The organism is Streptomyces sp. NPDC031497 (assembly GCF_055580905.1).
Window position 1 is genome coordinate 508,098 of the sequence record NZ_JBVIKO010000004.1, and the last position, 24,121, is coordinate 532,218.

Consider the following 24,121-nt stretch of genomic DNA (forward strand, 5'->3'; position numbering starts at 1 on the left):
TTTTTAACCGGGATCCCTGAGCTCCGGCAGCGCCCGCTCCAGCCGCTCGAAGGCCCGCTCCGCCGCCCGCACCGCGTCCTCCCGCACCTCCTCCACCCGCTCCCCCGCCACGATCCGCCGCCAGTTGTCCTGCGCGAGGATCCGCTGCACGGCGATGATCTGGCCGGCGGCCAGCCGGGCGTCCAGGGTGCCGCCGAGGGCCTCGGCGAGCGCGGCCTCGGAGCGCTCCAGATAGGTGTGCTGGCGGGCGACCAGGGTGGGGGTGCTGTTGAGGAGGGTGTGGAAGGCGAGGACCTGGGGGTGGTCGTTGAGCCCGGTGATCGGGTCGTTGCGCCGGAGGCCGTCCAGGAAGTGGGCTCTCAGCACGCCGACCGGGGACTCGGCTCCCGCGACCAGCCGCGCGGCCTCCGTCTCGTGGTCGGCGATCCGGTGCAGCACCAGGTCCTCCTTGACCGGGAAGTACCGGAACAGCGTCGGCTTGGAGATGCCGGCCGCGGCGGCCACCTCGGCGACCGGCACCGCGTCGAACCCCTTCGCCAGGAACAGCCGTACGGCGATGTCCGACACGTCCTCGTACATCCGCCGCTTCTTGCGCGCGCGCAGGCCCGTCTCACCCATGGGACCGAGCCTACGCAGCGGACGTCAGGCGAGGGTGCGGGTGAGGTAGGGGTTGGCGCGGTGGGCCGGGAGGCCGAGGGCGCCGGTGGCGGCCGCCAGGGTCATAGGGTATGAGTCCAGCACACGCCGCATGTCCGGTCCGTCCAGGCTCGCCTTGGTGACCAGGCGGTCCAGATCGACGTAGGCCGAGCGGACGATCTCGATCCACCGGTATACCCGCAAGTCCTGCTGCGGCGGTACGCCCACAGGCCGCTCCTCATACTCAGGTGGAGAACGGACCAAGCATCAACACCATACGACCGGGGCCCCACGGCCCATCCGGAATCACGGCGAAGCGACGCCGCTCGCGCTCCCGTGCTCGCGGCACCAACGCACAAGTGCCGTCCCGACCCTACGAGTTCCCGGAACCTGGTCGAGCCCCAGCGACAGCGCGGCGTCGGCCAGAACCCTGCGCAGTTTGAACGCGGCGGGTGCGATCTGGCGCCAGCCCACCTCGGGGCCCGCGTCCAGTTCCAGGGCGGTGCGGATCACATCGGTGAAGACGGACTGGGCCTTCTTGTAGGCGAGCAGACGCCCAAGGTCCTGCTCCCAGCCCTTCGTGGTGCCGGTACGGACCCCTTCGACGGTTTCGCACCAGCGCCGGGCGACGGCACGCGCCTGCCGTGCCGGATAGCGCATCAGATGAAGATGGGTCGCCAGGTCGTACAGCGGATCCCCGACCATCGCGAGTTCCCAGTCGATCGTCCACAGCCGCTGGTCGGTGTCGACGATGAAGTTCTTGCGATGCAGATCGGCATGCAACAGGCAGAAGGGGCGTTCCTTGAGGCCAGAGACGTTTTTTCGGAGGTGCCTGAACGACTCTTCACCCAGCCACAGATCCTCGAAAAGCCCTGCGAACCTTTCCAGGTTCGCTCGATAGACGCGTTGCTCGGTGAACAGGACGAGGCGCTCCAGAAACCCGTCCGTGTCACCGTCCTCGGGACGGTCCTCGGCCTCACAGCGCCGTTCGACGGAGAGATCTGCGGGCTGCACCTCGACCATCTGTCTGAATAGGTTAATAATCTGGTCCAGAAATGCATCGGGAACCGCGGTTCCCGATCTATGAAAACAGGCGAGCGTATCTCCCTCGATGAAACGCTGTAGTCCGATGCCGCCCACCTCGATGATGTCCGGGATTCCCGCGATACGGCCACTGAGAGATCTCAGCAGTTGCTCCTCGGAATCAAAGCACCGGCGGTCGAACCACAGCAGGTCGGCCCGTGGCTCCCGGCACTTCCATCGCCCCGACCACTCACCGTCCATCTCCCCGGACAGCGGAAACACATAAGTCTCATGGTGGTATCCGTGGAGCGGGCCTTCGACCACGCTCTCGTCACCACTCACGTCGACTGCGTGCAGCCGAGCAAGGGAAGCTGGTTCGGGTGACATCGCCCGTTTCTTTCGCCGTGACCCTTCCAGAGGGTGCAGAAGTGGGAGCACGGTACTCCTGTGCTGGCGTGCATCGTGCCAGACGGCCACGACTCGTCGAACTCGGTCCCGCTGGAGGACGACTGAACGCACACGTGTGCAACGACGTATCCCTTCGTGTCCGCAGCACGCCCCACGACCTGCGGTACTGGCCGCCGCGTCCGGCGTGGTCCACACTGACCGAGGCGACAGGAGGAGCCCCATGGGCGGCGCAGTCGATCAACGTGCGGCTCTGCAGCGGCTACTGACGCACCCGGACGAGGACATGCGAGTGGGTGCCGTGCTGCTCGACTTCGACGGACCGGTCACCGATCTTTTCCGCGATGAGTCGACAGCTCCTGTGGCACGCAGGATCAAGGAAACCGTGCGGGCATTCTGGGAACCGCTCGATCGCGATGTCGAGGCGTGCGACGACTCCCATGGCATTCTGCGCCGCCTGAGGGAGATGTACGACCGACCGGCCCGGGAGCCACGCGATCCGCAGGCCCTCGTCGCGGCTGAGAAAATCGTCACCGATTACGAGTACGAGGTCGTCGAGTCGGCCGATCCCGCACCCCACGTACTCCGCCTCGTCGACGTACTTTCTGACCACAAGCTGCCGCTTGTGATCGTCAGCAACAACGCCGACGGTCCCATCTGGGAGTTCTTCAAGAGCGAGAAGGTCCAACGGCAGGAGAAGGTCGCAGCTGTCGTGGGACGCGACCCGCTCGAACTGCGGAACATGAAGCCCGACCCCGATTCCGTGCGCCGTGCCGTGGATCTCCTGGGGACGCGGCCCGAGCGCTGCCTTCTCGTCGGCGATCAGATCACGGATCTCCAGGCCGCCCAGAGAGCCGGCACGCCCTTCCTCGGATACACGCAGTCACCCGAACGCGAGGCACTGATGCTGAGCCTCGGCGCCTACTGTGTCGTCTCCTCGCACGAACCCCTCATCGAGGCTGTGGAGAGCTTGTCGAGCCCCAACTGACCTTCTGGTGCTAGGGAGTAGCCCCGGGCATGATGGCCGCCAGGGGAACTACCGCGCCACGCCGCCAGATCGCATGAGCGGCGCGTACAGGGGGTATGGGTGTCATCTCGCAGTCCGGGCGGCAACGGCCCCAACAGGCTCGATCGAATCCGGCACACGCTGAGCGACTGGAAACCCCGCCTGGTCAAGTCAGTGCTCGCGTTGATCGCCGTCCTCGGAGTCGCCGCCGAACTCATCGAGCCTCTCGGCAACACTCTCAAGGGCCAACAGCTGCTGGGGGGCTCCTTCGCGGCACTGGTCGCCTTCATCCTCTTCGACGCCATCAGCGAGTCGGAGTCAGAGCCGAAGGAGATCCCGGGCGTCTACGTGTTCGCCGGCCGGGACCAATTGCATGACGAGTTCAGGGAGGCGTTCGAAGCCCGCCGCGTACGGGTCGACTTCTCGGGTTTCACCATGGAGACCCTCCTCGAAGCACTCGCCGTGCCGCTGGGGAGAATGGCCGACCGGGAAGTACATACGCTAGAGCTGAAGCTGTGCCTGATCATCGCCCACCTGAACCTTCCGATGGGGCTTCCGGGGGGCCTCATACCCGCCCCACGGAACGGCAACTCCGATACCACGCGATACTATTTCCAGGACTCTCCGGAGAACCGTGAACGCATGCGGGAGCAGTTCACGAAGCGGAATTGGTCGAAGCTTAAGGAAATGCTCGACGCCGTACAGCAGAAAAATCCTCATATGGCCATATCCTGCGAGCTACGGGAGTCGCCGCAGACACCCGGGTGGAAGTTGTACATCCTGAACCAGGAGAAGGTCTTCACCACTCCCTACGGGATCGAGCGCAACAGAATCGCGTGGGACGACAACGACTACGACATCCTCGACACAAAAGCCTTCGCACAGCTCTATGGCGAGGCCCGCTACGCCGGTTGGGACCTGCGCTCGAAGTCCCGCCAGACCAAACAGATCGCAGAGCTGCACATGGAGTGCCACCGGAATCTGTGGATGAAGCTCGCCGAGAACAAACCGGAGCGCCCCGTGATCAGCGACCCTCAGTGGACACGCCCGACAGGCCAGAACGCGCCCTCCTAGCAGGCCCTAGGTGTGCTGTCCCGGCAGGCTGGTGACGCGGCTGGCGGGTGTGAGGCCGTCGATGCCGGTGTGGGGTCGGTGGTAGTTGTACCAGTCCAGCCAGTCGGGAAACGCTGCCTGCCGCTCTGCCTCTGAGGTGTAGGGCCGCTGGTAGGCCCATTCGTCGAGCAGGGTGCGGTGGAAGCGTTCGACCTTGCCGTTGGTCTGCGGGCGCCAGGGCCGTGTCCAGCGGGGGCTGATGCCCAGTTGGTGGCCGGTCTGGCGCCAGGTGGTTTTGGTGTAGGCCCAGGCGTTGTCGGTCAGGACGCGTTCGATGGTGATGCCGCGGGCGGCGAACCAGGCGGTGGCGCGGGCCAGGAAGGCGGCGCAGGTTGCAGCTGTCTCGTCGGGCAGGTCTTCGGTGTAGGCCAGGCGTGTGTGGTCGTCCAGGGCGGTGTGCAGGTAGAGGTAGCCGCGGCCGGTGCGGGCCTGGTTCTTGCGGCCGGCTGACCGGCCCAGGGCTTTGTGGCCGCCGCCGTCGGGGATGCGGCCGAGTTTCTTGACGTCGCCGGGGCGGGCCCGTTCGTAGCGGCGGACGGGTTTGCCGGTGGCCCGGTCGGTGGCGGCCAGGGCGGGTATGCCGTGGCGTTTGAGGATGCGGTGGGCGGTGGAGGTGGCGATCCGGGCGCGGGCGGCGAGCCGTAGCGGTCCGATGCGGTGTTCGTGCCGCATCCGCACCACCTCCGCTTCGGTGTCGGCGTGGGTCTGTCGTGGTGAGTGGTGGGGTCGGCTGGAGCGGTCGTGCATGCCATCAGGGCCCAGTTGCCGGTAGCGGCCTGCCCAGCGGGCGGCGGTGGTGTGGCTGACCTGGAAACGTTCCGCGGCCCGCCGCACAGGCCAGCCGTCGTCCACGACGCACCGGGCCAGACGCAGCCTGCCGGTCGGCGTCAGCGGGGCATTACGGTGGGACACGAGGGCCTCCTGAGCTTCGGCGGTAGATGTCGCAATCCCCACCGAACCCAGAAGGCCCTCACCCATTCAAGAACCCAGCCCGCGTGTCACCAACGTCCCGGGACAGCACACCTAGACCGTGAGCAGGTCCCACACCGAGTTGAACCACCTGGTCGTGTTGGCGACGAAGACCGAACCGGGTGACTTGGGGTCCGAGTCGCCGACATGGTGGGTGAGGGTGGCGCCGAAGCCCAGGACGTCCACGGCCTCCACTTCCGTGCCGTCCGTCAGGATCACCGTGCGCAGGGTCGGCTCGTAGAAGCCGTGCAGCACCTCGTCGTGGTTGATGACGTACAGCTTGAAGGTCGGGGTGAGCTCGGTGCGGCGGACCTCCAGCCGCACGTCCGGCACCAGGTTCTCGGTGTGCAGCTGGTCGAGGACCGTGCGCAGGGACGCGGTGTGGGCCTCGGTGATGGCGCGCAGCCGCGCCGGCAGCCGCGGGTCGTCCTTGTTGTCCCTCGCCCGGGGGTACGGCATGTTCTGGGTCTCGGCCGGAAGCAGCATCCGCAGGTGGATCCGCCGGGGCGAGATGTCGCCCGCCCGGATCCGCTCGGCCTGGATACGGATGTGGGCGTCCAGGCTCTCCGAGGTCAGGGTGGAGATGTCCAGGGTGACGTCGTCCCGTTCGAAGGCCTCGCCGATCAGCGGCCCCAGCGTCATCGGGTGGTGCCGGGACCGGCTGGCCCGGGGTGCCGAGGACTGTATGTGCTGCCGCATGACGACCCTGGAGCGCTTGCCCCGGCCGCCCTCGATCCACCCCTCGCTGCCCAGCTCGCGCAGGGCCCGCTGCACGGTGTCGCGGGAGACGCCGAACTCCTGCGCGAGCGTCTCCTGGGACGGCAGGAAGGAGTCCAGCGGATAGCCGCCGTCGGAGAGCCGGACCCGCAGCTCCTCCGCGACCCGCTGCACCGCACTGCTGCCGGCGTTCATTTCCTCAGCCACCTGCCGTACGTGCCTCGCGAAAATCCTCCGCAAACAACTTCCGGTCAGGCAAAGAGTTGAACGATCAGTCAACTCACGTCCCGCTGGCTTCAGTTGCTGGGACATGCCTACCCCGAGCAGTAAACTCTTCAGTCAACTTGCCGTCTTGAGGGGTTGTCCGAGCTGCGCGACACGAGGGGACGGAAAGTCATGAGTATCCACATGCTCGGGATCGGCGTGCCGATCGACGACCTCATTCAACTGGCCTTCTGGGCAACGGGTTTACTGGTGTCCCTGACGGCATGGGTCCGCAGGCGCCGGCAGCGGGCGCGCGAACTTGCGGCTAGTCCCGCAGGATCGCCAGCAGAGGCTCCAGCGAGCCCACGACGCACTCCGCCCCGGCCTCGGTCAAAAGCTTGGCTTTCCGTTCGTTACGCGCGTAGCCCAGGAACGGCACCCCGGCCCTCCGGGCCGCCTCGAGATCCGAGGGGGAGTCGCCGATCATCAGGGCCGCGCCGGGGGCGGCGCCCATCGCGTTGAGGGCGCGGTTGAGGCAGTGCGGGTCGGGCTTGAGGTGCTGGAGGTCCTCGGTACGGCCGTAGAGGTGCGGGTGGAAGCAGGAGATGAGCTCGCGCTCCTCCAGGTAGGCCCGGACCACCCGCGGGGAGTTGTTGGTGGTGATCGCCATCCGGGCGCCGTGCGCCCGCCAGGTCTGTATGAGGACGTCCGCGTACGCGGTGGGCATCGCGGTCGACGTGGCCCGCAGCTCCTCGTTGGTGAGACGTTCCTCCAACTCGGCGACCAGGTCGCTGCCACGGCGCCGGCGGTCCACCGCGCGCAGCACGAGGTGCGGGTCGAGGGAGTCCCGCTCGGTGCCGGTGACCAGGCCCCGCAGGCCGCGGCCCTCCAGCCAGCGCACCAGGTCCGCGGCCACCCGGTCCGCCGAGTGGCCGGCGAACAGCCGGCAGATCGGCCCGTCGAAGTCCCAGAGGACCACTTGGGCACGCATGATCAGTTCTCGCAGCTGCTCGGTCTCGCGCGCCGTCTCTTCCGTCACTGGTTCAGTCTGCGTCGTATCAGGAGTCACTAGGAGAGTGTCAGGTCCGTGGTGATGGTTTCCCAGAGGGCGTCGAACCACTTCTGCGATTGCTCCACGAACGCGGCGTCCCGGTGACCTGCCCGCTTCTCGAAGGAGAAGAGCAGCGACTCGGAGCCGACGGCGTCGTACATGTCCAGCATTCCGCTGTCGGTGAGCTCCTCGCGGCGCATGACCATGTAGTACCCGAACAGCGCCTCCGCGTCGTTGAGCAGATACAGCTTGGCCGGCGGGGTGAACGGCAGGGCCCGGAAGGTGACGTTGACCTCGATCTTGTGGGTGGAACGCAGGGACTGGAGGTTGTACTGGAGGACCTGGCCCTGGGCGTTGCGCATGGCGAGCCAGCGGTTGTGGACGGCGTCGTCGTCGCCCTCGACCGGGACCGGGAAGGCGAGGTTGATGTCGCGGCCGGGGAGCAGGACGCGGACGTCGATGCTCTCGGGGCGGATCCGGCCCTCGTGGATCAGGCGCAGGGGTTCGGCGAGCGCCGGCAGCAGGCTCTGGGCGGTGAGGCAAGCGGCGTCGATGCGGACGTGCGGGGCGGCGAACGCCTCCGTCATGCGGGGGCCGAGGCCGACCATCGTCGGCTGGGGCTCGTCATGGGGCCGCGGTCCGGGCAGGGCGATCCGCGGCGGGCTGCCCTTGGTGACGTTGGTGAGGAGGCCGTCGTCCTGCAGTACCCGCAGGGCCAGGCGTACGGTGCCCCGCTCCACGCCGAACTCGTCGGCCAACTCGGCCTGGGTGGGCAGCCGGTCGCCCGCCTTGAGGTCACCGCTGCGGATGCGCTTGCGCAGGGCGTCGGCGATCTCCTGGGGGGTGAGTCTGCTTGCGCCGTTCACTGCCACGTTCTCCTGAGTCACGACCAAACGCTACAACTTCGATTTATTTGGCGGGAGTTGTTTGGAAGTTGTTTATAAGTCCCAACCAACTGGGGACAACTTAAGCATAGTTGGTTACCAACTTGGTCGAGTTGGTGGAAGCTTTGCTTCCCGACGATGGGGGAACCGCCATGCCTGCCGCCCTCGCACTTGTCTCCGCCGTCTTCGTCGTCGGCTTCGAACAGATGGTCCAGTCGAAGTACGGTGCCACTGGCATTATCGGTCTGCTGTTGCTCACCGTGGGCATCAAGGCCAAGAGCCCGGCGGTCAGCTCCGTCGGCGCGGTCCTGCTCGCCCTGCTGCTCACCGGTCCCGCGCTCTGAGGACCGGTTCGGCGAGAACCAGCTCGGCGCGGACTACGCCGTCAGCTGCAACTCCGAACTGATCGTCTCCCACAGGGCGTCGAACCACCGCTTGGACTGGTCCACGAACACGGTGTCCCGCGGGCCGGCGCCCTGCTCGAACGCGAAGAGCATCGACCGCGTGCCCTCGGCGTCGTACGTCTGCAGGTGCTCGTGGCCGATCTCCCGCTCGTGGCGCCCCAGCGTGTAGTACGCGAACAGCGCCTCCACCCCGTTGAGCAGGTACAGCTTGACCGGCGGGGTGAACGGCAGGGCCCGGAAGGTGACCTGGACGTCGATGCCGTGCGTCGCGCGCAGCGCCAGCAGGTTGTGCTGGAGCACCTGGCCCTGGGCGTTGCGCTGGGCCAGCCAGCGGTTGTGCACCGCCTCCTCGGCCGAGGCGTCCAGCGCCGTCGGGAACGCGAGGTCGATGTTCCGGCTGGGCAGCAGCACCCGGACGTCGATCTTGGCCGGTTCCAGGCGCCCCGCGTGGATGAGCCGCAGCGGCTCGCCGAGCGCGAGGTTGAGGGAGACCGAGGTCAGACAGAGCGCGTCGATCCTCACCTGCGGGGCCGCGAAGGCCTCCTCTATCCGGGAGGCGAGGGCCACCATGGTGGGCTGCGGCTGCGCCTCCGGGCCCCCGGCCGGCCGGATCGGGCCCGGATCAGGGGCAACCGTCGCCGGCGCGCCCTTCGACGCGTTGGTGAGCAGATGCTCCGACTGGAGGATGCGCAGCGCCTGCCGTACGGCCCCACGCTCGACGCCGAACTCGTCGGCCAGCTTGGCCTGGGTGGGCATGCGCTGGCCCGGCCGCAGCACCCCTGACCTGATCTGGGTGCGCAGCGCGTCGGCCACCGTGCGGTGTGACGCCAGAGGCCGCTGTGGCCTCTTTCGCTCACTGGCGGAGGCGCGTTCCGGGTCCACGGACAAACAGTACAACTTCCCGCCATCTTCCGGCAGTTCTCGGGAAGGTGGTTATGAGTCGCTTCCAAGTGGAGATAAGTACAGAGAAGTTGGCTACCAACTTCTGCAACATGGTCATACTTCCTCGGTGGTTGGCCGACAGGGTTCCCTTCCGGAGGGGAGCCGGGAGCCCGGTCAACCAGGGCGGCCGCCGAGGCGCACGACCACCGCACAGCACCTGAGCACAGTCACAACTGAACACCGACAACTGAAGACCCGCAGATCCGCACAGCCACAACTTCACAGCTCGAACGGCTCGCTACGGATGAGCACATCTGAACAAGTGAACAAGGTGATTCAGGCACCGTCGCCGGAAGGAAGGAGACCGTCTCAGAAGATGTCCGGGCACCAGGGACGCCCGGATGTACGCAGCAGGGCGTCGGCCTTCCGGGCGGCGCCCACTCGCGTTTCCTGGACCCGGCCGAGGGCGTGCAGCCGCGCCACGGACTGGTCACCGAGCCAGACGCTCGCCAACTCGGCGATGTCGACAGTGAGTTCGGGAGTGTCGGTGGTCGGGACGCAGGACGCCCCTTCGGGGGAGGCGTCCAGCCGGAACCGGCCGCCGGCCAGCCCCTGCCGGTCCACCACCTCAAGCACCAGCGACCCCGCCGTGTCGTACGTCCGCGCCTCCAGGGCCCGAACGACGTCCAGGATCCGCACCCACAGCCAGTCCACCTGCCTGGTGATCCGCGCGGCACGCGGATCGGGGAAGTAGTGCGGCAGCAGGTCGTCCGGCGACCGCCAGCCGCTCTTCACCCTGGTGATCCAGTCGATCGAGCACAGGTAGTGCCACAGAGCACGCTCGGCCGCGGGTCCCGTGGCGAGCAGCCAGTTCACCTCGGCCGTGTTGTGCGGCTGGTTGTCCTGCCAGTTGTCGTCCGACTCGTACGACACGATGCCCTCGACCTCGCCGCCAGGCGCCCGGTACACCGCGTAGTACGGCTCGGTCCAGTCGGTGTCGAAGCGGATCTCGCCGGTGTTCACCCGCCACCACAGCCAGTCACGGCTGACCGCGCCGGGCTGCGTACGGCGGAGGCGTTCATGCAGTTCGGGGCCGAGCTTGCGGACGTCGTCGGCGTCGACGAGGTCGATCCGGCCGCCGTCCTCGGGGCGCGACCAGCGGGGGTCCAGGCCGGCCCGCATGACCTCGACCGTCCACTCCGTCATCGTGGTCGCCGGGCCGAAGCCGTAGCGGCCGTAGATCCGGTATTCGGCGGCGATCAGGGTCGCGACCACGTCTCCGCGCTCCTTCGCCGCGGCGAGGTCCTGGCTCATCATGCGGGTGAGCAGGCCGCGGCGGCGGTGGGTGGCGGTGACCGTGACGTTGGAGATGGCGTCGGCGGGGACGGTCGCTCCGCCGACGGCGGTCAGTTCCTGGGCGAAGGAGCGGAACGTCGCCACGCAGCGGGGGCCGTCGAAGGCGCCGAGGAGTCTGCCCGGCACGAACTGCCTCCGCCGGGCGTCGAGTTGGTCGGCCGAGAGCACCGGTTGGCGGAGGAAGCCGGTGGCCAGGGCGCGGTGCCAGTCCCCGAACTCGGGTTCGGTTATGGGGCGGACTTCGACGGCGTCGGTCATGACAGCACGGTAAGTGTTCGATCGGGGTGGTGCCGATTGATTTTCGGCTGCGGCCGGTGGGGACCTGTATCGCGCCCACGGGGCGGTAGCCGCCCGTCGACACAGCCCCGCGCCCCTGAAGGACAGGGGCGCTCAGCCCTACGTCAGCAGATCGTCGACCTGGGCCTCGCCTTCCCGGTACCTGCGGGCGATCTCCCCGCTGGAGTCGTCGGCCGTCCGCTGCAGCCGCTGTCGCCGTCTCGACACCTCCTGCTCGTACCGGACCAGCCTCCCCATCGCCGTCGTCAGTTCCGGGTCCGTGCGAGCCGCCAGGTCGGACAGCTCGACCTCTGCCAGCATGTCGGCGGCCAGGCGGCCGTACTCCTCGTTGTGCGGGGTGCCCAGGGTGACGTGGCGGGCCGAGGAGCGGTGGCGGGCCGGGGCGTCGGTCAGGATCTCCGGAAGGCGGTCCACGACGGCGGCCGCGCCCGCCGGGGAGCGGCGGGCCAGTTCCGCCCGCAGGATGTCGATACGGCCCTGGAGCAGCCGTCGTACGTAGCTGAGGTCGGCCTCGTCGCGCTGCGCGTCCCGGCGCAGGACGCGCAGTTCGGGCAGGCTCAGGCGGGCCAGGTCGTGCTCCGGCGGCTCCGCGGGCAGTGTGATGCCCTCGCCGCGTTGTGCGGGCGGCCGGGGCAGGCTCGCGCTCTGCGCGCCCTGCGTCTTCAGTCGCCCGGTACTCGGTGTGCTCATACGCCTCTACCGTCCCCTCGACCGGCGTGTGGAAGCATGGTGTCACCCCAAGTGGCCGCAATGTGACCGAGTGCCCCCGAACGGCCCTAGATGTGAGGTTAAGGATCAATAGTGGACCCCCCGCGGGGGCCGCCGGGGCACCGGGCATGATGGTCCGCATGCGAGCTGTGGTGCAGCGGGTGGACGGCGCCAGTGTCGTCGTGGACGGCGAGACGGTCGGCGCGATCGAGGGCGAGGGGCTGTGTGTGCTCGTGGGCGTGACCCACGACGACACCAAGGAGAAGGCGGCCCAACTGGCTCGGAAGCTCTGGTCGGTCCGGATGCTGACCGAGGAGAGGTCGTGCAGTGACATCGACGCGCCGTTGCTGGTGATCAGCCAGTTCACGCTGTACGGCGATGCGCGCAAGGGCCGCCGGCCGACGTGGAACGCGGCGGCGCCGGGCGATGTGGCCGAGCCGCTGGTGGACGAGGTGGTGGCGCAGTTGCGGGCCCTGGGGGCGACGGTGGCCACCGGGCGGTTCGGGGCGCAGATGCGGGTGTCGCTGACGAACGACGGGCCGTTCACCGTTCTGCTGGAGATGTGAGCAGCTCCCGGCAGTCGCGGGCCAGGCCCGCCATGCCGAGTTCCTCCGCCGTGCCCAGCGCGGTCCTGGCCAGGTCGTGGGCGGTGGCCCGGGCGGCCGGGGAGCCGGTGCGGATCCGGACGCGGGCCTCGTCGAGGCGGAGCCGGGCCATCTGGGCCGGATAGCGCTGTGCGAGGCGTACGGCCCGGCCCAGGTGCCCGAGGGCCGTCTCCGGTTCGCCGGCGACCAGGGCGAGCAGCGCGCTGAAGCGGGCGGCGGGGCCCAGCAGCACGGTGGGCCAGCCGGCCAGGACCAGTTCGTCGCCGTGCGCGTCGAGGAGGGCGCGCAACGGCGGTACGTACGCGGACAGTTCGCCGTGGCGGTCGGTGCGCTCCGCCAGTTCGGCGCAGACCTGGGCGAGGACCGCCGCGGTGGGCAGGGCCCAGCCGCTCGGCGGGAACAGGGTGAACCCGTCGGTGTCGGCGGCGAACGCCCGTAACTGGTCGACGGCCTGTTCGTACCGTCCGGCCTCGCACAGGGCCAGGGCCAGGCCCGCCCGCCACACCGGGAAGTAGCCGCGCCGCTGCACGCCGGCCATGCGCGGGGAGGCGAACAGCTCGGCCAGCCGGCCCTGTTCGTGCCAGAGCCAGAACTCCTGGCCGAGGACGGTCTGGCCGAGGGTGTCGGCGGGCATCGACAGCCCGGCCTCCATCGCGGCGGCCACCTCCCCGGCCTCCCCGAGGATCCACTGCGCGGCGGCGGCGAACTCGCCGCGCCACAGGCTCATCAGGGCGTCCAGGGTGTGCTGCTGCCAGTAGGCGAGCCGGCTGCGGTGCCGGGCGGCGTACGCGCGGTGGAGGTTGACGGTGGCCTCGGCGGCGGGCACCCGGCCGGTGCGGAGCTGGTCGATGGCGAGGGCGACCAGTGCCTCACCCTGGAAGTAGGCGGAGTGGGAGCGTACGGCGAGATCGCGGAGTTCGCTGGAGAGGGCGAGCAGTTCGCGGGCCGGTGCGAAGTCGTACAGGGCCCAGCGGGTCTCGGTCAGTACCTCGCAGCGGGCCTCGTCGCCGATCAGGCCGGGGGCACGGCGGCCGAGTTCGCGCAGCTCCGCGAGGGTCTGGCGGGCCAGCCGGGCGCCGGTGCGGGGTTCGGCGCCGGTCATCGCGGTGTCGTAGCCGATGGCCATGGCGAGCTTCTTGGCCCGGTGGGCGGTGAGCTGGAGGCGCAGTTCCACGGCGGGCGCGTCCTCGCGGTCCGCCAGCGCGGCCAGGCAGGCGTCGATACGGAAGAGCAGGTCGCGGTCGACCTGGCCGGGGTCCGACCAGCGGCGGGCGCTGCGGACGACGGCGTGGGCACGGGCCTGTTCGTCGCCGCCGGCGGCCTCGTAGGCGGCCTGGTAGTGCCGGCCCGCCTCGTACATCTCGCCGAGGAGGTGGCGGGTGTCGCCGCGCCGGATGTGCTGGTCGAACTCGGCGCCGTAGCCGCTGGGGCCCGGCCGGGCGTGCGGGGCCGGGTCGGGGCGCGGCCGGCGTACGGGCCGGTCGGCGCCGTCCCGTCCGTCGTCCCGTCGCTCGTGCTGTTCGGGTCCGGGCGGCAGCAGGGCGAGCAGGGCGCCGTCGGCCCGCAGGGCGGCGTCACAGCGCTCGGCGAGCAGCCGGCCGGGCGGCCGGAGGCCGTTCTCCACCCGGCTGAGATAGCTCTTGCTGTAGTGGACCCGTCTGGCCAGCTCGGCCAGGGAGAGTTCGGCGGCCTCCCGGCGTACGCGCAGCGCCTCGGCGAACTCCTCCTGCGGTGTCAAGGCGCCTCCCCCGGGGGCACGCCGACCGGCGGGTCGAACACGTGCACGCCGTGTTCAGGAAGTCGCTGCCCGTTGCCAATTATGAGTGTCACCGGCATATCTCGCAGGGTGCTTCCCGGAATCCGGAGAACCCCGGGAAGATCCGGAATCCCGGCTTCCTACGGTTCGACGATCACTTCCTGTGCCGCGGCCGTGTCCCCCGCGATCAGCCGGGCGTCCACCGGGACGTTGCGCTTGACCAGCGCCAGGGCCACCGGACCCAGTTCGTGGTGGCGTGCCGACGTCGTCACGACGCCGATCCTGCGGCCGTCCTCGCCGTCGTCGGCCAGCCGGATCTCCGTGCCGGGCGGCGGCAGGTGCACGTCGCTGCCGTCCAGGTGCAGGAAGACCAGGCGGCGGGGCGGCTTCCCGAGGTTCTGCACCCGGGCCACCGTCTCCTGGCCCCGGTAACAGCCCTTCTGCAGGTGCACCGCGCTGCCGATCCAGCCCAGCTCGTGCGGGATGGTGCGGTGGTCGGTCTCGAAGCCGAGGCGGGGCCGGTGGTTCTCCACCCGGAGGGCCTCGTAGGCGAGGAGGCCGGCCGGCGGCCCCGCCTTCTCCGCGTACGACTCCAGGTCCGCGCGGGGCAGGAAGAGATCACGGCCGTACGCCGTCTCGCGTACGACGGCACCGTCCGGGGGCTCGGCGATCGAGCCGGCCGGCAGGTGCACGACCGCGAACTCGCCCGTCCGGTCGGCGACTTCCACCCGGTAGAAGAACTTCATCGACTCCAGGTAGGCGATCAGCGCCTCCGCGGTACCGGGCTCCACATGGGCCCAGACCGTGGTGCCGTCGTCGACCAGGTACAGCGCGTGCTCGATGTGGCCGTGCGCGGAGAGGACCAGCGCCTCGGTGGCCTCGCCGACGGGCAGCTCGCTGACGTGCTGGGTGAGCAGGAGGTGCAGCCAGCCGAGCCGGTCGTCGCCGGTCACGGTGACGACACCGCGGTGCGAGAGGTCCACGAAACCGGCGCCGTCGGCGAGGGCGCGCTGCTCGCGGAACAGGTCGCCGTAGTGGGCGGCGACACCTTCGTCCACGCCCTCGGCGGGGACGGCGCCGGGCAGGGTCAGCAGGGGGCTCTTCATATGAGTAAGCCTACGACTCGGTAATTCAAGTCTGGACGGCTGCGGCCTTGGCTGTCTTGCGCGCGCAGTCCTGGCAGCGGCCGAAGATCGCGAAGTGCTTCATGTCGGTCTCGAAGCCGAACTCCCGCCGCAGCTTGGCGGTGAACTCCGCGGCGACCGCCACATCCGCCTCGATCACGTTCTCGCAGTCGCGGCAGACCAGGTGGATGTGATGGTGCCGGTCGGCGAGGTGGTACGTCGGCGCCCCGTGCCCGAGGTGGGCGTGGCTGACCAGCCCCAGCTCCTCCAGGAGCTCCAGGGTCCGGTAGACCGTGGAGATGTTGACCCCCGACGCGGTCTTCCTCACCTCACCGAGGATGTCGTCGGGGGTCGCGTGCTCAAGGGTGTCCACGGCTTCGAGCACGAGTTGCCGCTGCGGCGTCAGCCGGTAGCCGCGCTGCCTTAGGTCGCTCTTCCAGTCGGTGCTCACCACACCGAAAGTCTAGAACTACTCTGCGGGAACTACTTGAAGAAGGCGATGCCGTCGTCCGGCATATCGGCGGGCAGGGCCTTGGCCCAGCGCTCGACCTCCTCCGGGGTGACGACCTTCTTCAGGTGCGCGGACATGTACGGGCGCAGCTCGACCTCGGGGGTCTGCTTCTCCCCCACCCACATCAGGTCGCTCTTGACGTAGCCGTACAGACGCTTGCCACCGCTGTACGGGGCGGAGGCGGCGGTGCGGGCCACGGCGTCCGTGACCAGGTCGATCTGGGGTTTCTTGTCGGCCATCTCGCCGTACCAGATCTCGATCACACCGTCGTCGCGGGTCATCGTGACCTCGACCCTGCGGTTGGCGTCGATGCGCCAGAAGCCGTGCTCGGTCTCCAGCGGGCGGACCTTGTTCCCGTCGTTGTCCAGCACCCAGGTCTGGGAGTGGTACTCCAGGAAGTCACGCCCGTCGTGGCTGAAGGTGGCCTCCTGGCCGAAGTTGCACTTCTCCGAGCCCGGGAAGTCGTGGACGCCCGCGCCGGCCCACTTGCCCAGCAGGAAGGCGAGCGGAACCAGGTCCTTGTGCAGGTCGGACGGAATCTCGATCATGACGGCGGTTTCCTAGGCGGTGGGGATCAGCGCTGGCCCTGGTAAAGCTTCTTCACGGTCAGTCCGGCGAAGGCGATGACGCCGACGCAGACCAGGACCAGCAGGGTTTCGAAGAAGATCTCCACGGGTGCTCCTTGAGCGGGGGTGGGCGTACGTACAAGAGCCGGCCCCCAGCTTACGCGGCCGGGGCCCGGGGCTCTTGGCGAGGTCAGTCGAGCAGTTCGCCCTGGAGGGTCACCGTCTGCTGGAAGGGGACGGCGAGTGCCCGGCCCTTCCTGGACTGGACGATCACGGCCAGGGCGTCGCCGGAGGTGAGGTAGGCCTCCCGGACCTGCTCGGCGCCGTACGGCTTGACCTCCCGGATCGCGGCCGTGTGTACGTCCTTGGCCCGCGCGGCCACCGGGAAGTCCAGGTCGCGCTCGTAGACGTCGCCGCCCCGCATCCGGTACTTCGGCGCCTCGTACCCCGTCAGCTCGTCGCTGAGCAGGTGGTCGGCGACCGCCGCGGTGTCGAACTGCAGCAGGTAGACGCGGGTGTGCGTGCCGTCGGCGGTCGTCCAGCCGCGGGCCGCGATGTGCCGCAGCCCGTTGTCGGTGAGCAGCTGTGCGATGTCCTCGCGTTCCGAGGCGAGGGCGAACTCCTTGAGGAACGTCCCGGTCGCCAGCCAGCCGTCCGTCCCCTTGAGCGCCGCGTAGGCGGTGGCCCCCGCCGGCGCGGGGAGCACGAGTTTCCGCAGGTCGGCGAAGTGGGTACCGGCCGGGTTGCGGGCATCGTCGTTCGGTCCGGGGCTCCCGGACGGCAGCGGCGGCCGCACGAGGGTGGGGTACGTCCAGCGGCCGTCGGTGTGCGTGCCGAGCCCGGGTACGTCGGTCCGGTCGGCCCGGGTGACGCCGTAGGCCGTCCCGGCCCCGACGACCGCGAAGACGGCCACGGCGGAGATCCAGCGGAGGGCACCCCCGAGCTTCACCCGCCGGCGCCCGCCTTCACCCCCTCCGGCGCCCTCGGCTTCGCCGCCGCCGATCTCTTCTCCGCCGCCACCGTGCTCTGCGACCATGACGGCGGTTCTCGGCGGTGCCGAGATCTCCTCGGCCTCCGGTGCGGCGGTCTCCTCCGCCCCCGAGACGGCCTGCTGCGACTCGTTCACGGTCATACCGACGCCCCCGGCTCCTTGATGCGGTCGAGCTGTGTGCGGAGCATGGCCGCCGCGCTCTTCTTGTCCAGCGGTTTGCCCGCGGTCGCCGTGGCGGTGACCAGGACGTCGCCCACGTAGCCGGTGCAGAACATCGTGTCGAGCTTCTGGGCCGAGTCGGTCGGAGGCAGGAAGCACGAGGCCGAGTCCTTGTAGCCCTCGATCTCCGGGCCCTTCCGGAACACCTTCAGGGCGTCGATGAGCTCCTTCTGGACGGCCGCCATGGAACGGACCGTCCGCTGGTTCCCCATCCGCGCCAGCACGATCTCCATCGTGTACTCGGAGCCCGGCGTCCCGGCCGTGTTCACATAGCTGCGCATCGCCATGCCCTTGACCGGGTTCCGGTCGATCTGCCGCTCCAGCTGCCGCCGCTGCGAACGCGGCAGGTCCTTGATCGACTCCTTGCGCAGCAGGGTCGCCTGCTCGCCGGACAACGCCGCGTCCGACCCGTACCCGGCCATGTCCGGACCCCGCCCGTACGTGTCTCCCTCGTACGGCAGCAGCATCCCCTGGAGACCGCTGCCGCCGGCCGCCTTCGTCTCCTCGGCCGCCTTGGGCAGCCTCCAGACGGGAGCACCGGGGTCGCGGTCCGCGCCCTGGACGGTGACGACGGTGCAGGCGGCCCCGGCCAGCACCGCGGCGACCAGGACACCGGCGGCACCGACGACAGCGATACGCCGACGGCCACGCGGCCACTTCCCGACAGGCGGCGGCTCGGCGGCGGTCGGCTCGACGACGGCCGGCTCAACAGGCGTCGGCTCGGGGCTTACGGGTGTTTCCGGGTTCTCGGTCACAGCCGCTCCATCTGCCGCTTCGCCAGATCCAGCACCTTGGCCTTCGGGATCGGCTTCGTGTCGTAGATCCAGATCTCCATGGCGATGTCCCCGCGCCACGCGTGCGCCTCGGCGGAGTACACGCCCACGCCGTAGGAGGTGTCGGGCTTCTTGTGGACGTACGCCATGCCGTCGCCCGTGCCGGGTACCGGCCAGCTGTCGGTGTCGTAGCCACCGTCCGGATTTGCGTAGTAGTAGGCGCTGTCCGCCGCGTCGGCGGCCTCCGTGCCCATTTCCTCCTGGCGGTACTGGACCAGCCGGATCTCGACGTTGAAGTCGTCGCCCTCCCGCCAGTCGGTGACGGCCGCCCGGCGGAACTCGTTCTTGCCGACCAGGCTGCGGAAGGCACCGGCCGGGTACTTGTACGTCTCCGCGTACGCGGAGACGTCCAGCCACCCGTCGCTGCCCACCGCGTACAGCCCCTTGCGCGCATCCCTCGGCTTGCTCAGCAGCAGCTCGCGCAGGTCGCCGTCCACCTTGACCTGCCGGTCCTGGGCGGCCGACAGCGGCTCGGGGCCCGCGCCCTTCGCCTGGGCGAGGGACGGCTGGGAGAGGGACGGCAGGGCGGTGGGCTCGCGGTCGGCCTGGACCAGGTAGCCGACGCAGGTGCCGGCGACGACGCCGAGCACGGCGGCGGTGGCGAGCAGTACGCCGGTACGACGGCGTTTCCTCGGTCTTTCAGGCGGTGTTTCCGGTGGTGTTTCTGGTATCTCTGGCTCGTCCAATGGATCCCCCTGTGGAAACGGGAGCGCGAATTCCGTGATCCGCGCGCCACAGGAGACTCATGGCCGACTCACTGAGTTGTACAACGATTAATTACGATCAGGACACCGCCGCCAGCCAGCCGGCCACCGCCGCCGCGAGCAACACCGTGACGTTGAGGGCGACCTGACGGTCCCCCATCTTCAGGTGCACCCGGATCGCGCCGGCCTGGAGGACGACGAACCCGGCAGCGGCGGCGACCGCCGGCCAGGTCGCGACACCGGTCAGACGCGGGAGCACCAGGCCGAGCGCGCCGAGCAGCTCCACGGTCCCGATCGCCCGCACGGCCGGCATCGGCATGCCGTCCACCCACGCCATCATCGGCCGCAGCCGCTCCCGGCTCCGGACCACCTTCAGCCCGCCCGCGTAGAGGTGGAAGAGGGCGAGGAGACCGGCGACGACCCAGTACGCGACGCTCACGAGGCGGGCTCGGTGGCGTACCGGCTCATCACCTCGGCGTTCGCCCGCGCGGTCGGTGCCGCTCCGGTTTCGAACAGGTCCCGCAGCTCCCGGAAGTACTGCACGTACAGGTCGGGCGTGAACGTGCTGAGCATGACCGCCGGTGCGTCGGTGACGTTGGCGAAGGTGTGCGGGGCGCCGGGCGGCACCATCACCAGGGTGCCCGCGGTGGCGTCGTAGTCGTCCTCCCCGACCGTGAACCGCACGGAACCGGAGATGACGTAGAAGCCCTCGTCGTGCCCGGCGTGCCGGTGCTGCGGCGGGCCGGGGGTGTGCGGCGCGAGCACGGACTCGGCGATGCCGAGCCGGTGGCCGGTGGTACGGCCGTCCTCCAGGACGCGCATCCGGGTGGTGCCGAGGACGAGCACCTCGCCGTCGTCCGGGCCGACGACGGATACGGCGGGCTCATCGTGGTGGTCGTGGGTCGTCATGCCTCGATTCCACGGCCGGGACGGTACGGCTGTCCAAGACCTGTTCCGCCGCCTCGATACCCGATCGGTATCGTGGCTGCATGGAGCGGATCGAGCGGATCGAGCTGCGGACGCTGCGCTATTTCGTGGCCGTCGCCGAGGAACTCCACTTCGGCCGGGCCGCCGCACGGCTCCACATGAGCCAGCCCCCGCTGAGCCGGGCGATCAAGGGGCTGGAGGGCGAGATCGGCGCGGCGCTCTTCGAGCGGTCCTCGGCCGGTGTCGCGCTCACCCCCGTCGGAGCCGTGCTCCTCGACGAGGCCCGTGCCCTTCTCGACCGGGCCGACCGGCTGCGCGTACGGGTCGCCACGGCGGCGGGCGCCACCACCCTCACCGTCGGCCTCCTCGGCGACAGCACGGATCCCGGCGTGCGCCGGCTGGCCCGCGCCTACCGCGAACGCCACCCCGGCGTCGGGATCCGGATCCGCGAGACCGACCTCACCGATCCCACCTGCGGGCTGCACGCCGGGCTCGTGGACATCGCCCTGACTCGCGCGCCCTTCGACGAAACCGGCCTGGTGGTACGGGAGTTGCGGGCCGACCCGGTGGGCGCGCTGCTGCGCGCCGACGATCCGCTGGCCCGCCGGGAGAGCCTGACGCTGGCCGACCTCGCCGACCGGCAGTGGTTCCGGTTCCCGACGGGCACGGACGGCCGCTGGCAGTCGTACTGGAACGGCGGGGCGGTGCGGGAGGGGCCGGTGGTACGGGCGATCGAGGAATGCCGTCAGGCGGTGCTGTGGAACGGCACGGTGGGCATGACGACGACCGACCACGATCCGGGCGCCGGCCTCGTGACGGTGCCGGTCGCGGACATGCGGCCGAGCCGGGTGGTGGTGGCGTGGGTCGAGGGAGACGCCAATCCGTTGCTCCGGCCGTTCGTGCGGGTGGCGATCGAGGCCTATCGCGACCACGACCGGGACCGGGACCGGGGGGATATCCCCCACTCGGATCCTGGGGTGGACCGGATCGCGCCCCAGGAGGGGCAAACCTAGCGTTCAGTCATGATGTCGACTCCGCGCAAGTACCTCGCCATGGCGCTCGGTGTCGCCGCTCTGCTCTCCACCGCGACGACCACCGCCACCGCGTCCCCGGTGGGGCGGTTACAGCGGGACACCGACGCGATCCACGCCCTCGGCGTCAGCGGTGTGCAGGCCCGTGTGATCGCGCCCGACGGCCGGCAGTCGGTCGCCGCCAGCGGCACCGCCGACCTGGACACCGGCCGCCCCGTCGCCGCCGACGGCTACTTCCGCATGGCCAGCACGGCCAAGACGCTGGTCGCCACCGTGGTCCTCCAACTGGAGGCCGAGGGCGGGCTGTCCCTGGACGACACGGTCGACCACTGGCTGCCGGGAGTCGTCCGGGGGAACGGCAACGACGGCCGCCGGATCACCGTCCGCCAGCTGCTCCAGCACACCAGCGGCATCCACGACGACCTGCCCGGATACACCACGCCGGAGGAGTACTACCAGCAGCGCCACGACGTCTACGGCCCCGGGCAACTCGTCGCCCGCGCCATGGCCCACGCGCCGGACTTCCCGCCCGGCAAGGGCTGGGCGTACTCCAACACCGGATACGTCCTGCTCGCCCTGATCATCCAGAAGGCCACCGGCCACCCCGCCCACCAGGAGATCGAGGACCGCGTCCTGCGCCCGCTCGGCCTCGACCGGACCCGCTGGCTGGGCACCTCGCCCGCCCTGCCCCGGCCGCACGCCCAGGCCTACCAGTACTTCGGCCCCGGCTCCCGGGTGGACGTCACCGACCAGATCCCGGTGGACCCCGAGAACCTCTCCTGGGTCACGACCACCCACGACGAGAACCGCCTCCTCCGCGCGCTGCTCGCGGGCCGCCTCCTCCCGGCACGCCAACTGGCCGAGATGAAGCGGACGGTCCCCGTGAACGCCGAGGTCCACCAGCTGTGGCCCGGCGGCCGGTACGGGCTCGGCCTCGTCGAACGCCCCCTGAGCTGCGGCGGAAGCTACTGGAGCCATGAGGGCGGGGACGGCGGCTACATCACCCTCAACGGCGTCACCGACGACGGCAGGCGCAGCGCGGTGGTCTCCATGTCCGAGGCACGCGGCGACACCCCGGCCCACATCCTGGCCCAGGAGAACGCGGCGAGCACGCTGATCGACCACGCGTTGTGCGACGGCCGGGCAACGAACGTCAGTGCTTGACTCCGTCGATGAAAGCCGCCCAGGCGGAGGCGTCGAAGAGAAGGGCGCCGCGAGAAGGGTCCTTGCTGTCACGGACGGGGACGAGGGAGGGGAGACCGGCGGCCACTTCGAGGCACTCGCCGCCGTCCGAGTTGCTGTAGCTGCTCTTGTACCAGGTGGCGATACGAAGGAGGTCGTCGGAGACTTCGATGCAGTTGCCGCCGTCAGAGTTGCTGTAGCTGCTCTTGCGCCACGTCACGTTGCTCAGGTCGATGGCTCGCACGGCAGTTCCTCCAACATCCGCAATATGAATGTCCGTGACTCGGCAGGCGTCAGAGCCAGGTCACGTACGTCATCATATGTGCGGTGCAGGCGCTCAACCTTGCCGGATTCTTCGAGGAGTTCGCCCCGTACGTCGTTTTCGGCGTACGCAACGGTACGGCCGTCCGACAGCCGGAGGAACATGGTGTCGGTGCTGTCCAAGCCGTGCAGGCCCGTACCGAACGGCAGTACGTGAAGGGTGATGTTCGGGCGCCCCGCAGCCTCCGCCAGGTACTCCAGTTGCACTCGCCAATCCCGGGGATCGCGAAGCGAGTTGCGCAGCACCGCCTCGAAGAGGATGACTCGGAAGTGCGGTGCGTCTGGCCCCTCCAGCACACTTCGACGCCCGATTCGCGCCTCGACCTGCTGGTCCAGTTCCTCGTCCATCAGGCCACCAGCCGTTAGCGCCTCGCGTGCGTACCCGCCCGTCTGAAGCAACCCTGGGGGCCTGCTCACTGAGTATTGCCACAGGCTCACCGCCTCGGCCTCCAGCACCATGTACCGCCGATACTGCTCCTTGAACTGCGACGGGTCACCAACCGCCAACTCCCACATGGCCAGCAGCAACCCCGGCGTCCCGTAGTACTGGTCCAGCGCCTCCACGACCTCCGGGCTCCCCAGGCTCCGCCCGCTCTCCATCTTGCCGAAGTTGGAGGCGTCCCAGCCCAGTTCCTCGGCCAGCTCCCTCAGGCTCACCCCCCGTTCGGCCCTCAGGTGCCGTAACTCCTCCGCGAACCGTTGCCTGGGCTCCTGACTACGCCCCGTCACCACGCGCCTCTGCGGCACCGCACCCCTCCCTGGTACGCCATGGAATTTGTGGAATTAGCGCCGCCAGACGGGGAAGAACCGCTCGCCATCGGCGCGCCGACGCCACCTCCGGGCCATGCTCGTAGCAGCCTCGGTACCCAGAGTAGTCCAACTCACGCATTTCGTATAGATGTTGGACGAAAGGAGCAAATGCCATGGAGCCCGGAACCCTGTTCTACGACACCGCCACCGACCAGGTCGGCGAGTACCGGGACCAGTCGGGGCCGTACGCGATACTGCGTCCCGTCGGCGGCGGCAGGGAGTGGCAGGCCGACCCGGCGACGCTACGCCCCGCTACCGACAGAGAGCGGCTCAGTGCCGGAGTACGCGCGGCGAACGACCGAAGTACCTGGGCCGTACCGTCGTCCCCCGACGACCTGAGCCGACCACCCCGGCCCGTCCCCGGCTGCGCCGAGTGCGCGGACCTCGGTGATCGAAGAGAGACCGCGCTGGTCGCGTACGACCACAGCGCCGCCACCGACGTGAACGTGCTGCTGCGCCAGCACCAGCGCGCGGAGCACCAGCCATGACGCCACCCGATTACGCTGCACGCATGGCGAAGAAGCTCGTGATCAAGGTGACGGCCGGGGCGGACGCCCCGGAGCGGTGCTCGCAGGCGTTCACGGTGGCGGCGGTGGCCGTCGCCAGCGGCGTCGAGGTGTCGATGTGGCTGACCGGCGAGTCCGCGTGGTTCGCGCTGCCCGGGCGGGCCGCCGAGTTCGAGCTGCCGCACGCCGCTCCGCTGCCGGACCTGGTCGACTCGATCCTGGCGGGCGGCACGCTCACGCTCTGCACGCAGTGCGCGGCCCGCCGGGACATCACGGAGAAGGACGTCATCGAGGGCGTACGGATCGCGGGTGCGCAGGTCTTCGTGCAGGAGGCGATGGCGGAGGGGACGCAGGCGCTCGTCTACTAGAGGGCGGGCCCT

At 69.6% G+C, this 24,121-nt stretch carries 29 protein-coding genes; 8 read left to right on the plus strand and 21 right to left on the minus strand.

The genetic code is table 11. The features are described from left to right. Positions 1-3: 3 nt before the first annotated feature. The 3 genes from ACZ5K7_RS10955 to ACZ5K7_RS10965 all read right to left on the minus strand — a co-directional run bounded on the left by ACZ5K7_RS10955 (position 4) and on the right by ACZ5K7_RS10965 (position 2,001). Positions 4-618 carry a TetR/AcrR family transcriptional regulator gene (locus ACZ5K7_RS10955; protein WP_468912506.1) on the minus strand — a complete coding sequence of 205 codons (615 nt, stop codon included), beginning with the start codon at positions 616-618 and terminating at the stop codon, positions 4-6. A gap of 24 nt (positions 619-642) precedes the next feature. Then, positions 643-864 (minus strand): hypothetical protein, encoded by a 222-nt coding sequence (locus ACZ5K7_RS10960; RefSeq protein WP_468912507.1) that lies wholly within the window; start codon positions 862-864, stop codon positions 643-645. A gap of 78 nt (positions 865-942) precedes the next feature. After that, positions 943-2,001, minus strand: coding sequence for a phosphotransferase (locus ACZ5K7_RS10965; RefSeq protein WP_468912509.1), 1,059 nt, complete (start codon positions 1,999-2,001; stop codon positions 943-945). Positions 2,002-2,287: 286 nt separating this feature from the next. Here ACZ5K7_RS10965 and ACZ5K7_RS10970 point away from each other — a divergent pair, with 286 nt between their 5' ends. Then, entirely contained in the window at positions 2,288-3,052 is a 765-nt protein-coding gene (locus ACZ5K7_RS10970) for an HAD family hydrolase (protein WP_468912510.1), read from the plus strand. A 99-nt stretch (positions 3,053-3,151) separates the two neighbouring features. Further along, complete coding sequence (locus ACZ5K7_RS10975) at positions 3,152-4,144, plus strand: hypothetical protein (protein ID WP_468912511.1); 993 nt, start codon at positions 3,152-3,154, stop codon at positions 4,142-4,144. Between the two features lie 6 nt (positions 4,145-4,150). On the opposite strand, the gene ACZ5K7_RS10980 is transcribed toward ACZ5K7_RS10975, so the two are convergent. The 4 genes from ACZ5K7_RS10980 to ACZ5K7_RS10995 form a co-directional block, all read right to left on the minus strand. Next, positions 4,151-5,095, minus strand: a complete 945-nt coding sequence (locus tag ACZ5K7_RS10980) for an IS481 family transposase (RefSeq protein WP_468912512.1) — start codon at positions 5,093-5,095, stop codon at positions 4,151-4,153. A 111-nt stretch (positions 5,096-5,206) separates the two neighbouring features. Next, positions 5,207-6,064 (minus strand): winged helix-turn-helix domain-containing protein, encoded by an 858-nt coding sequence (locus ACZ5K7_RS10985; RefSeq protein ID WP_468912513.1) that lies wholly within the window; start codon positions 6,062-6,064, stop codon positions 5,207-5,209. A gap of 334 nt (positions 6,065-6,398) precedes the next feature. Further along, on the minus strand, positions 6,399-7,193 hold the full coding sequence (locus ACZ5K7_RS10990) for an HAD family hydrolase (RefSeq protein WP_351709010.1): 795 nt from the start codon (positions 7,191-7,193) through the stop codon (positions 6,399-6,401). Continuing rightward, positions 7,142-8,017 (minus strand): GntR family transcriptional regulator, encoded by an 876-nt coding sequence (locus tag ACZ5K7_RS10995; RefSeq protein WP_351709008.1) that lies wholly within the window; start codon positions 8,015-8,017, stop codon positions 7,142-7,144. The genes ACZ5K7_RS10990 and ACZ5K7_RS10995 overlap by 52 nt, the downstream gene beginning before the upstream one ends. A 143-nt stretch (positions 8,018-8,160) precedes the next feature. Between ACZ5K7_RS10995 and ACZ5K7_RS11000 the strand changes: the two genes are divergently transcribed. Continuing rightward, positions 8,161-8,352: a hypothetical protein gene (locus tag ACZ5K7_RS11000; RefSeq protein ID WP_351709005.1), complete on the plus strand. Its 192-nt coding sequence runs from the start codon at positions 8,161-8,163 to the stop codon at positions 8,350-8,352. 33 nt (positions 8,353-8,385) lie between these two features. Here the strand turns inward: ACZ5K7_RS11000 and ACZ5K7_RS11005 are convergent, their stop codons facing one another. The 3 genes from ACZ5K7_RS11005 to ACZ5K7_RS11015 all read right to left on the minus strand — a co-directional run bounded on the left by ACZ5K7_RS11005 (position 8,386) and on the right by ACZ5K7_RS11015 (position 11,637). After that, positions 8,386-9,300, minus strand: coding sequence for a GntR family transcriptional regulator (locus ACZ5K7_RS11005; RefSeq protein WP_351709002.1), 915 nt, complete (start codon positions 9,298-9,300; stop codon positions 8,386-8,388). 363 nt (positions 9,301-9,663) lie between these two features. Continuing rightward, a complete protein-coding gene (locus ACZ5K7_RS11010) occupies positions 9,664-10,908 on the minus strand; it encodes a GNAT family N-acetyltransferase (protein WP_351708999.1) in 1,245 nt (414 codons plus the stop codon). Positions 10,909-11,046: 138 nt separating this feature from the next. After that, entirely contained in the window at positions 11,047-11,637 is a 591-nt protein-coding gene (locus tag ACZ5K7_RS11015) for an RsiG family protein (RefSeq protein ID WP_351708996.1), read from the minus strand. A 158-nt stretch (positions 11,638-11,795) separates the two neighbouring features. On the opposite strand from ACZ5K7_RS11015, the gene dtd reads away from it, so the two are divergent. After that, on the plus strand, positions 11,796-12,221 hold the full coding sequence (dtd, locus tag ACZ5K7_RS11020; RefSeq protein ID WP_468912517.1) for a D-aminoacyl-tRNA deacylase: 426 nt from the start codon (positions 11,796-11,798) through the stop codon (positions 12,219-12,221). Here the strand turns inward: dtd and ACZ5K7_RS11025 are convergent. From ACZ5K7_RS11025 to ACZ5K7_RS11065, 9 genes are all read right to left on the minus strand, one after another. Then, the gene (locus tag ACZ5K7_RS11025) at positions 12,199-13,998 is read right to left on the minus strand and encodes a helix-turn-helix domain-containing protein (RefSeq protein WP_468912519.1); all 1,800 of its coding nucleotides are present in this window, start codon (positions 13,996-13,998) and stop codon (positions 12,199-12,201) included. The genes dtd and ACZ5K7_RS11025 overlap by 23 nt on opposite strands. Positions 13,999-14,156: 158 nt before the next feature. Then, complete coding sequence (ygfZ, locus tag ACZ5K7_RS11030; protein ID WP_351708987.1) at positions 14,157-15,122, minus strand: CAF17-like 4Fe-4S cluster assembly/insertion protein YgfZ; 966 nt, start codon at positions 15,120-15,122, stop codon at positions 14,157-14,159. Positions 15,123-15,147: 25 nt separating this feature from the next. After that, positions 15,148-15,594, minus strand: a complete 447-nt coding sequence (locus ACZ5K7_RS11035) for a Fur family transcriptional regulator (protein ID WP_351708984.1) — start codon at positions 15,592-15,594, stop codon at positions 15,148-15,150. A 29-nt stretch (positions 15,595-15,623) separates the two neighbouring features. Then, complete coding sequence (locus tag ACZ5K7_RS11040) at positions 15,624-16,199, minus strand: heme-binding beta-barrel domain-containing protein (RefSeq protein ID WP_351708981.1); 576 nt, start codon at positions 16,197-16,199, stop codon at positions 15,624-15,626. Positions 16,200-16,407: 208 nt separating this feature from the next. Continuing rightward, positions 16,408-17,343 carry a hypothetical protein gene (locus ACZ5K7_RS11045; protein ID WP_468912613.1) on the minus strand — a complete coding sequence of 312 codons (936 nt, stop codon included), beginning with the start codon at positions 17,341-17,343 and terminating at the stop codon, positions 16,408-16,410. A gap of 2 nt (positions 17,344-17,345) precedes the next feature. Then, entirely contained in the window at positions 17,346-18,182 is an 837-nt protein-coding gene (locus ACZ5K7_RS11050; RefSeq protein ID WP_468912522.1) for a hypothetical protein, read from the minus strand. Beyond that, complete coding sequence (locus tag ACZ5K7_RS11055; RefSeq protein ID WP_468912524.1) at positions 18,179-18,850, minus strand: hypothetical protein; 672 nt, start codon at positions 18,848-18,850, stop codon at positions 18,179-18,181. The genes ACZ5K7_RS11050 and ACZ5K7_RS11055 overlap by 4 nt, the downstream gene beginning before the upstream one ends. A 193-nt stretch (positions 18,851-19,043) precedes the next feature. After that, positions 19,044-19,403: a DoxX family protein gene (locus tag ACZ5K7_RS11060; protein WP_468912526.1), complete on the minus strand. Its 360-nt coding sequence runs from the start codon at positions 19,401-19,403 to the stop codon at positions 19,044-19,046. Continuing rightward, positions 19,400-19,873: a cupin domain-containing protein gene (locus ACZ5K7_RS11065; RefSeq protein WP_468912528.1), complete on the minus strand. Its 474-nt coding sequence runs from the start codon at positions 19,871-19,873 to the stop codon at positions 19,400-19,402. The genes ACZ5K7_RS11060 and ACZ5K7_RS11065 overlap by 4 nt, the downstream gene beginning before the upstream one ends. Before the next feature lie 98 nt (positions 19,874-19,971). Between ACZ5K7_RS11065 and ACZ5K7_RS11070 the strand changes: the two genes are divergently transcribed. Both ACZ5K7_RS11070 and ACZ5K7_RS11075 read left to right on the plus strand, forming a co-directional pair. Beyond that, positions 19,972-20,904, plus strand: coding sequence for a LysR family transcriptional regulator (locus ACZ5K7_RS11070; RefSeq protein ID WP_468912615.1), 933 nt, complete (start codon positions 19,972-19,974; stop codon positions 20,902-20,904). 9 nt (positions 20,905-20,913) lie between these two features. Beyond that, a complete protein-coding gene (locus ACZ5K7_RS11075) occupies positions 20,914-22,086 on the plus strand; it encodes a serine hydrolase domain-containing protein (RefSeq protein WP_468912530.1) in 1,173 nt (390 codons plus the stop codon). Here ACZ5K7_RS11075 and ACZ5K7_RS11080 read toward each other — a convergent pair. Both ACZ5K7_RS11080 and ACZ5K7_RS11085 read right to left on the minus strand, forming a co-directional pair. Then, on the minus strand, positions 22,076-22,348 hold the full coding sequence (locus tag ACZ5K7_RS11080; RefSeq protein ID WP_468912532.1) for a DUF397 domain-containing protein: 273 nt from the start codon (positions 22,346-22,348) through the stop codon (positions 22,076-22,078). The genes ACZ5K7_RS11075 and ACZ5K7_RS11080 overlap by 11 nt on opposite strands. Next, complete coding sequence (locus ACZ5K7_RS11085) at positions 22,330-23,172, minus strand: helix-turn-helix domain-containing protein (protein ID WP_468912534.1); 843 nt, start codon at positions 23,170-23,172, stop codon at positions 22,330-22,332. The genes ACZ5K7_RS11080 and ACZ5K7_RS11085 overlap by 19 nt, the downstream gene beginning before the upstream one ends. Positions 23,173-23,348: 176 nt before the next feature. Here ACZ5K7_RS11085 and ACZ5K7_RS11090 point away from each other — a divergent pair, with 176 nt between their 5' ends. Both ACZ5K7_RS11090 and ACZ5K7_RS11095 read left to right on the plus strand, forming a co-directional pair. Continuing rightward, positions 23,349-23,723, plus strand: coding sequence for a hypothetical protein (locus tag ACZ5K7_RS11090; protein ID WP_351708954.1), 375 nt, complete (start codon positions 23,349-23,351; stop codon positions 23,721-23,723). 23 nt (positions 23,724-23,746) lie between these two features. Then, a complete protein-coding gene (locus tag ACZ5K7_RS11095; RefSeq protein ID WP_046732507.1) occupies positions 23,747-24,109 on the plus strand; it encodes a DsrE family protein in 363 nt (120 codons plus the stop codon). The last annotated feature ends 12 nt before the right edge of the window (positions 24,110-24,121 follow it).

Excerpts from the sequence above, each read along its gene's own strand:
- ACZ5K7_RS10985 (WP_468912513.1), bottom strand. The coding sequence starts at position 6,064 with ATGAACGCCGGCAGCAGTGCGGTGCAGCGGGTCGCGGAGGAGCTGCGG.
- ACZ5K7_RS11010 (WP_351708999.1), bottom strand. The coding sequence starts at position 10,908 with ATGACCGACGCCGTCGAAGTCCGCCCCATAACCGAACCCGAGTTCGGG.
- ACZ5K7_RS11065 (WP_468912528.1), bottom strand. The coding sequence starts at position 19,873 with ATGACGACCCACGACCACCACGATGAGCCCGCCGTATCCGTCGTCGGC.
- ygfZ (WP_351708987.1), bottom strand. The coding sequence starts at position 15,122 with ATGAAGAGCCCCCTGCTGACCCTGCCCGGCGCCGTCCCCGCCGAGGGC.
- ACZ5K7_RS11040 (WP_351708981.1), bottom strand. The coding sequence starts at position 16,199 with ATGATCGAGATTCCGTCCGACCTGCACAAGGACCTGGTTCCGCTCGCC.
- ACZ5K7_RS11075 (WP_468912530.1), top strand. The coding sequence starts at position 20,914 with ATGATGTCGACTCCGCGCAAGTACCTCGCCATGGCGCTCGGTGTCGCC.
- ACZ5K7_RS11000 (WP_351709005.1), top strand. The coding sequence starts at position 8,161 with ATGCCTGCCGCCCTCGCACTTGTCTCCGCCGTCTTCGTCGTCGGCTTC.
- ACZ5K7_RS11015 (WP_351708996.1), bottom strand. The coding sequence starts at position 11,637 with ATGAGCACACCGAGTACCGGGCGACTGAAGACGCAGGGCGCGCAGAGC.
- ACZ5K7_RS10955 (WP_468912506.1), bottom strand. The coding sequence starts at position 618 with ATGGGTGAGACGGGCCTGCGCGCGCGCAAGAAGCGGCGGATGTACGAG.
- ACZ5K7_RS10970 (WP_468912510.1), top strand. The coding sequence starts at position 2,288 with ATGGGCGGCGCAGTCGATCAACGTGCGGCTCTGCAGCGGCTACTGACG.
- ACZ5K7_RS11090 (WP_351708954.1), top strand. The coding sequence starts at position 23,349 with ATGGAGCCCGGAACCCTGTTCTACGACACCGCCACCGACCAGGTCGGC.
- dtd (WP_468912517.1), top strand. The coding sequence starts at position 11,796 with ATGCGAGCTGTGGTGCAGCGGGTGGACGGCGCCAGTGTCGTCGTGGAC.
- ACZ5K7_RS11095 (WP_046732507.1), top strand. The coding sequence starts at position 23,747 with ATGGCGAAGAAGCTCGTGATCAAGGTGACGGCCGGGGCGGACGCCCCG.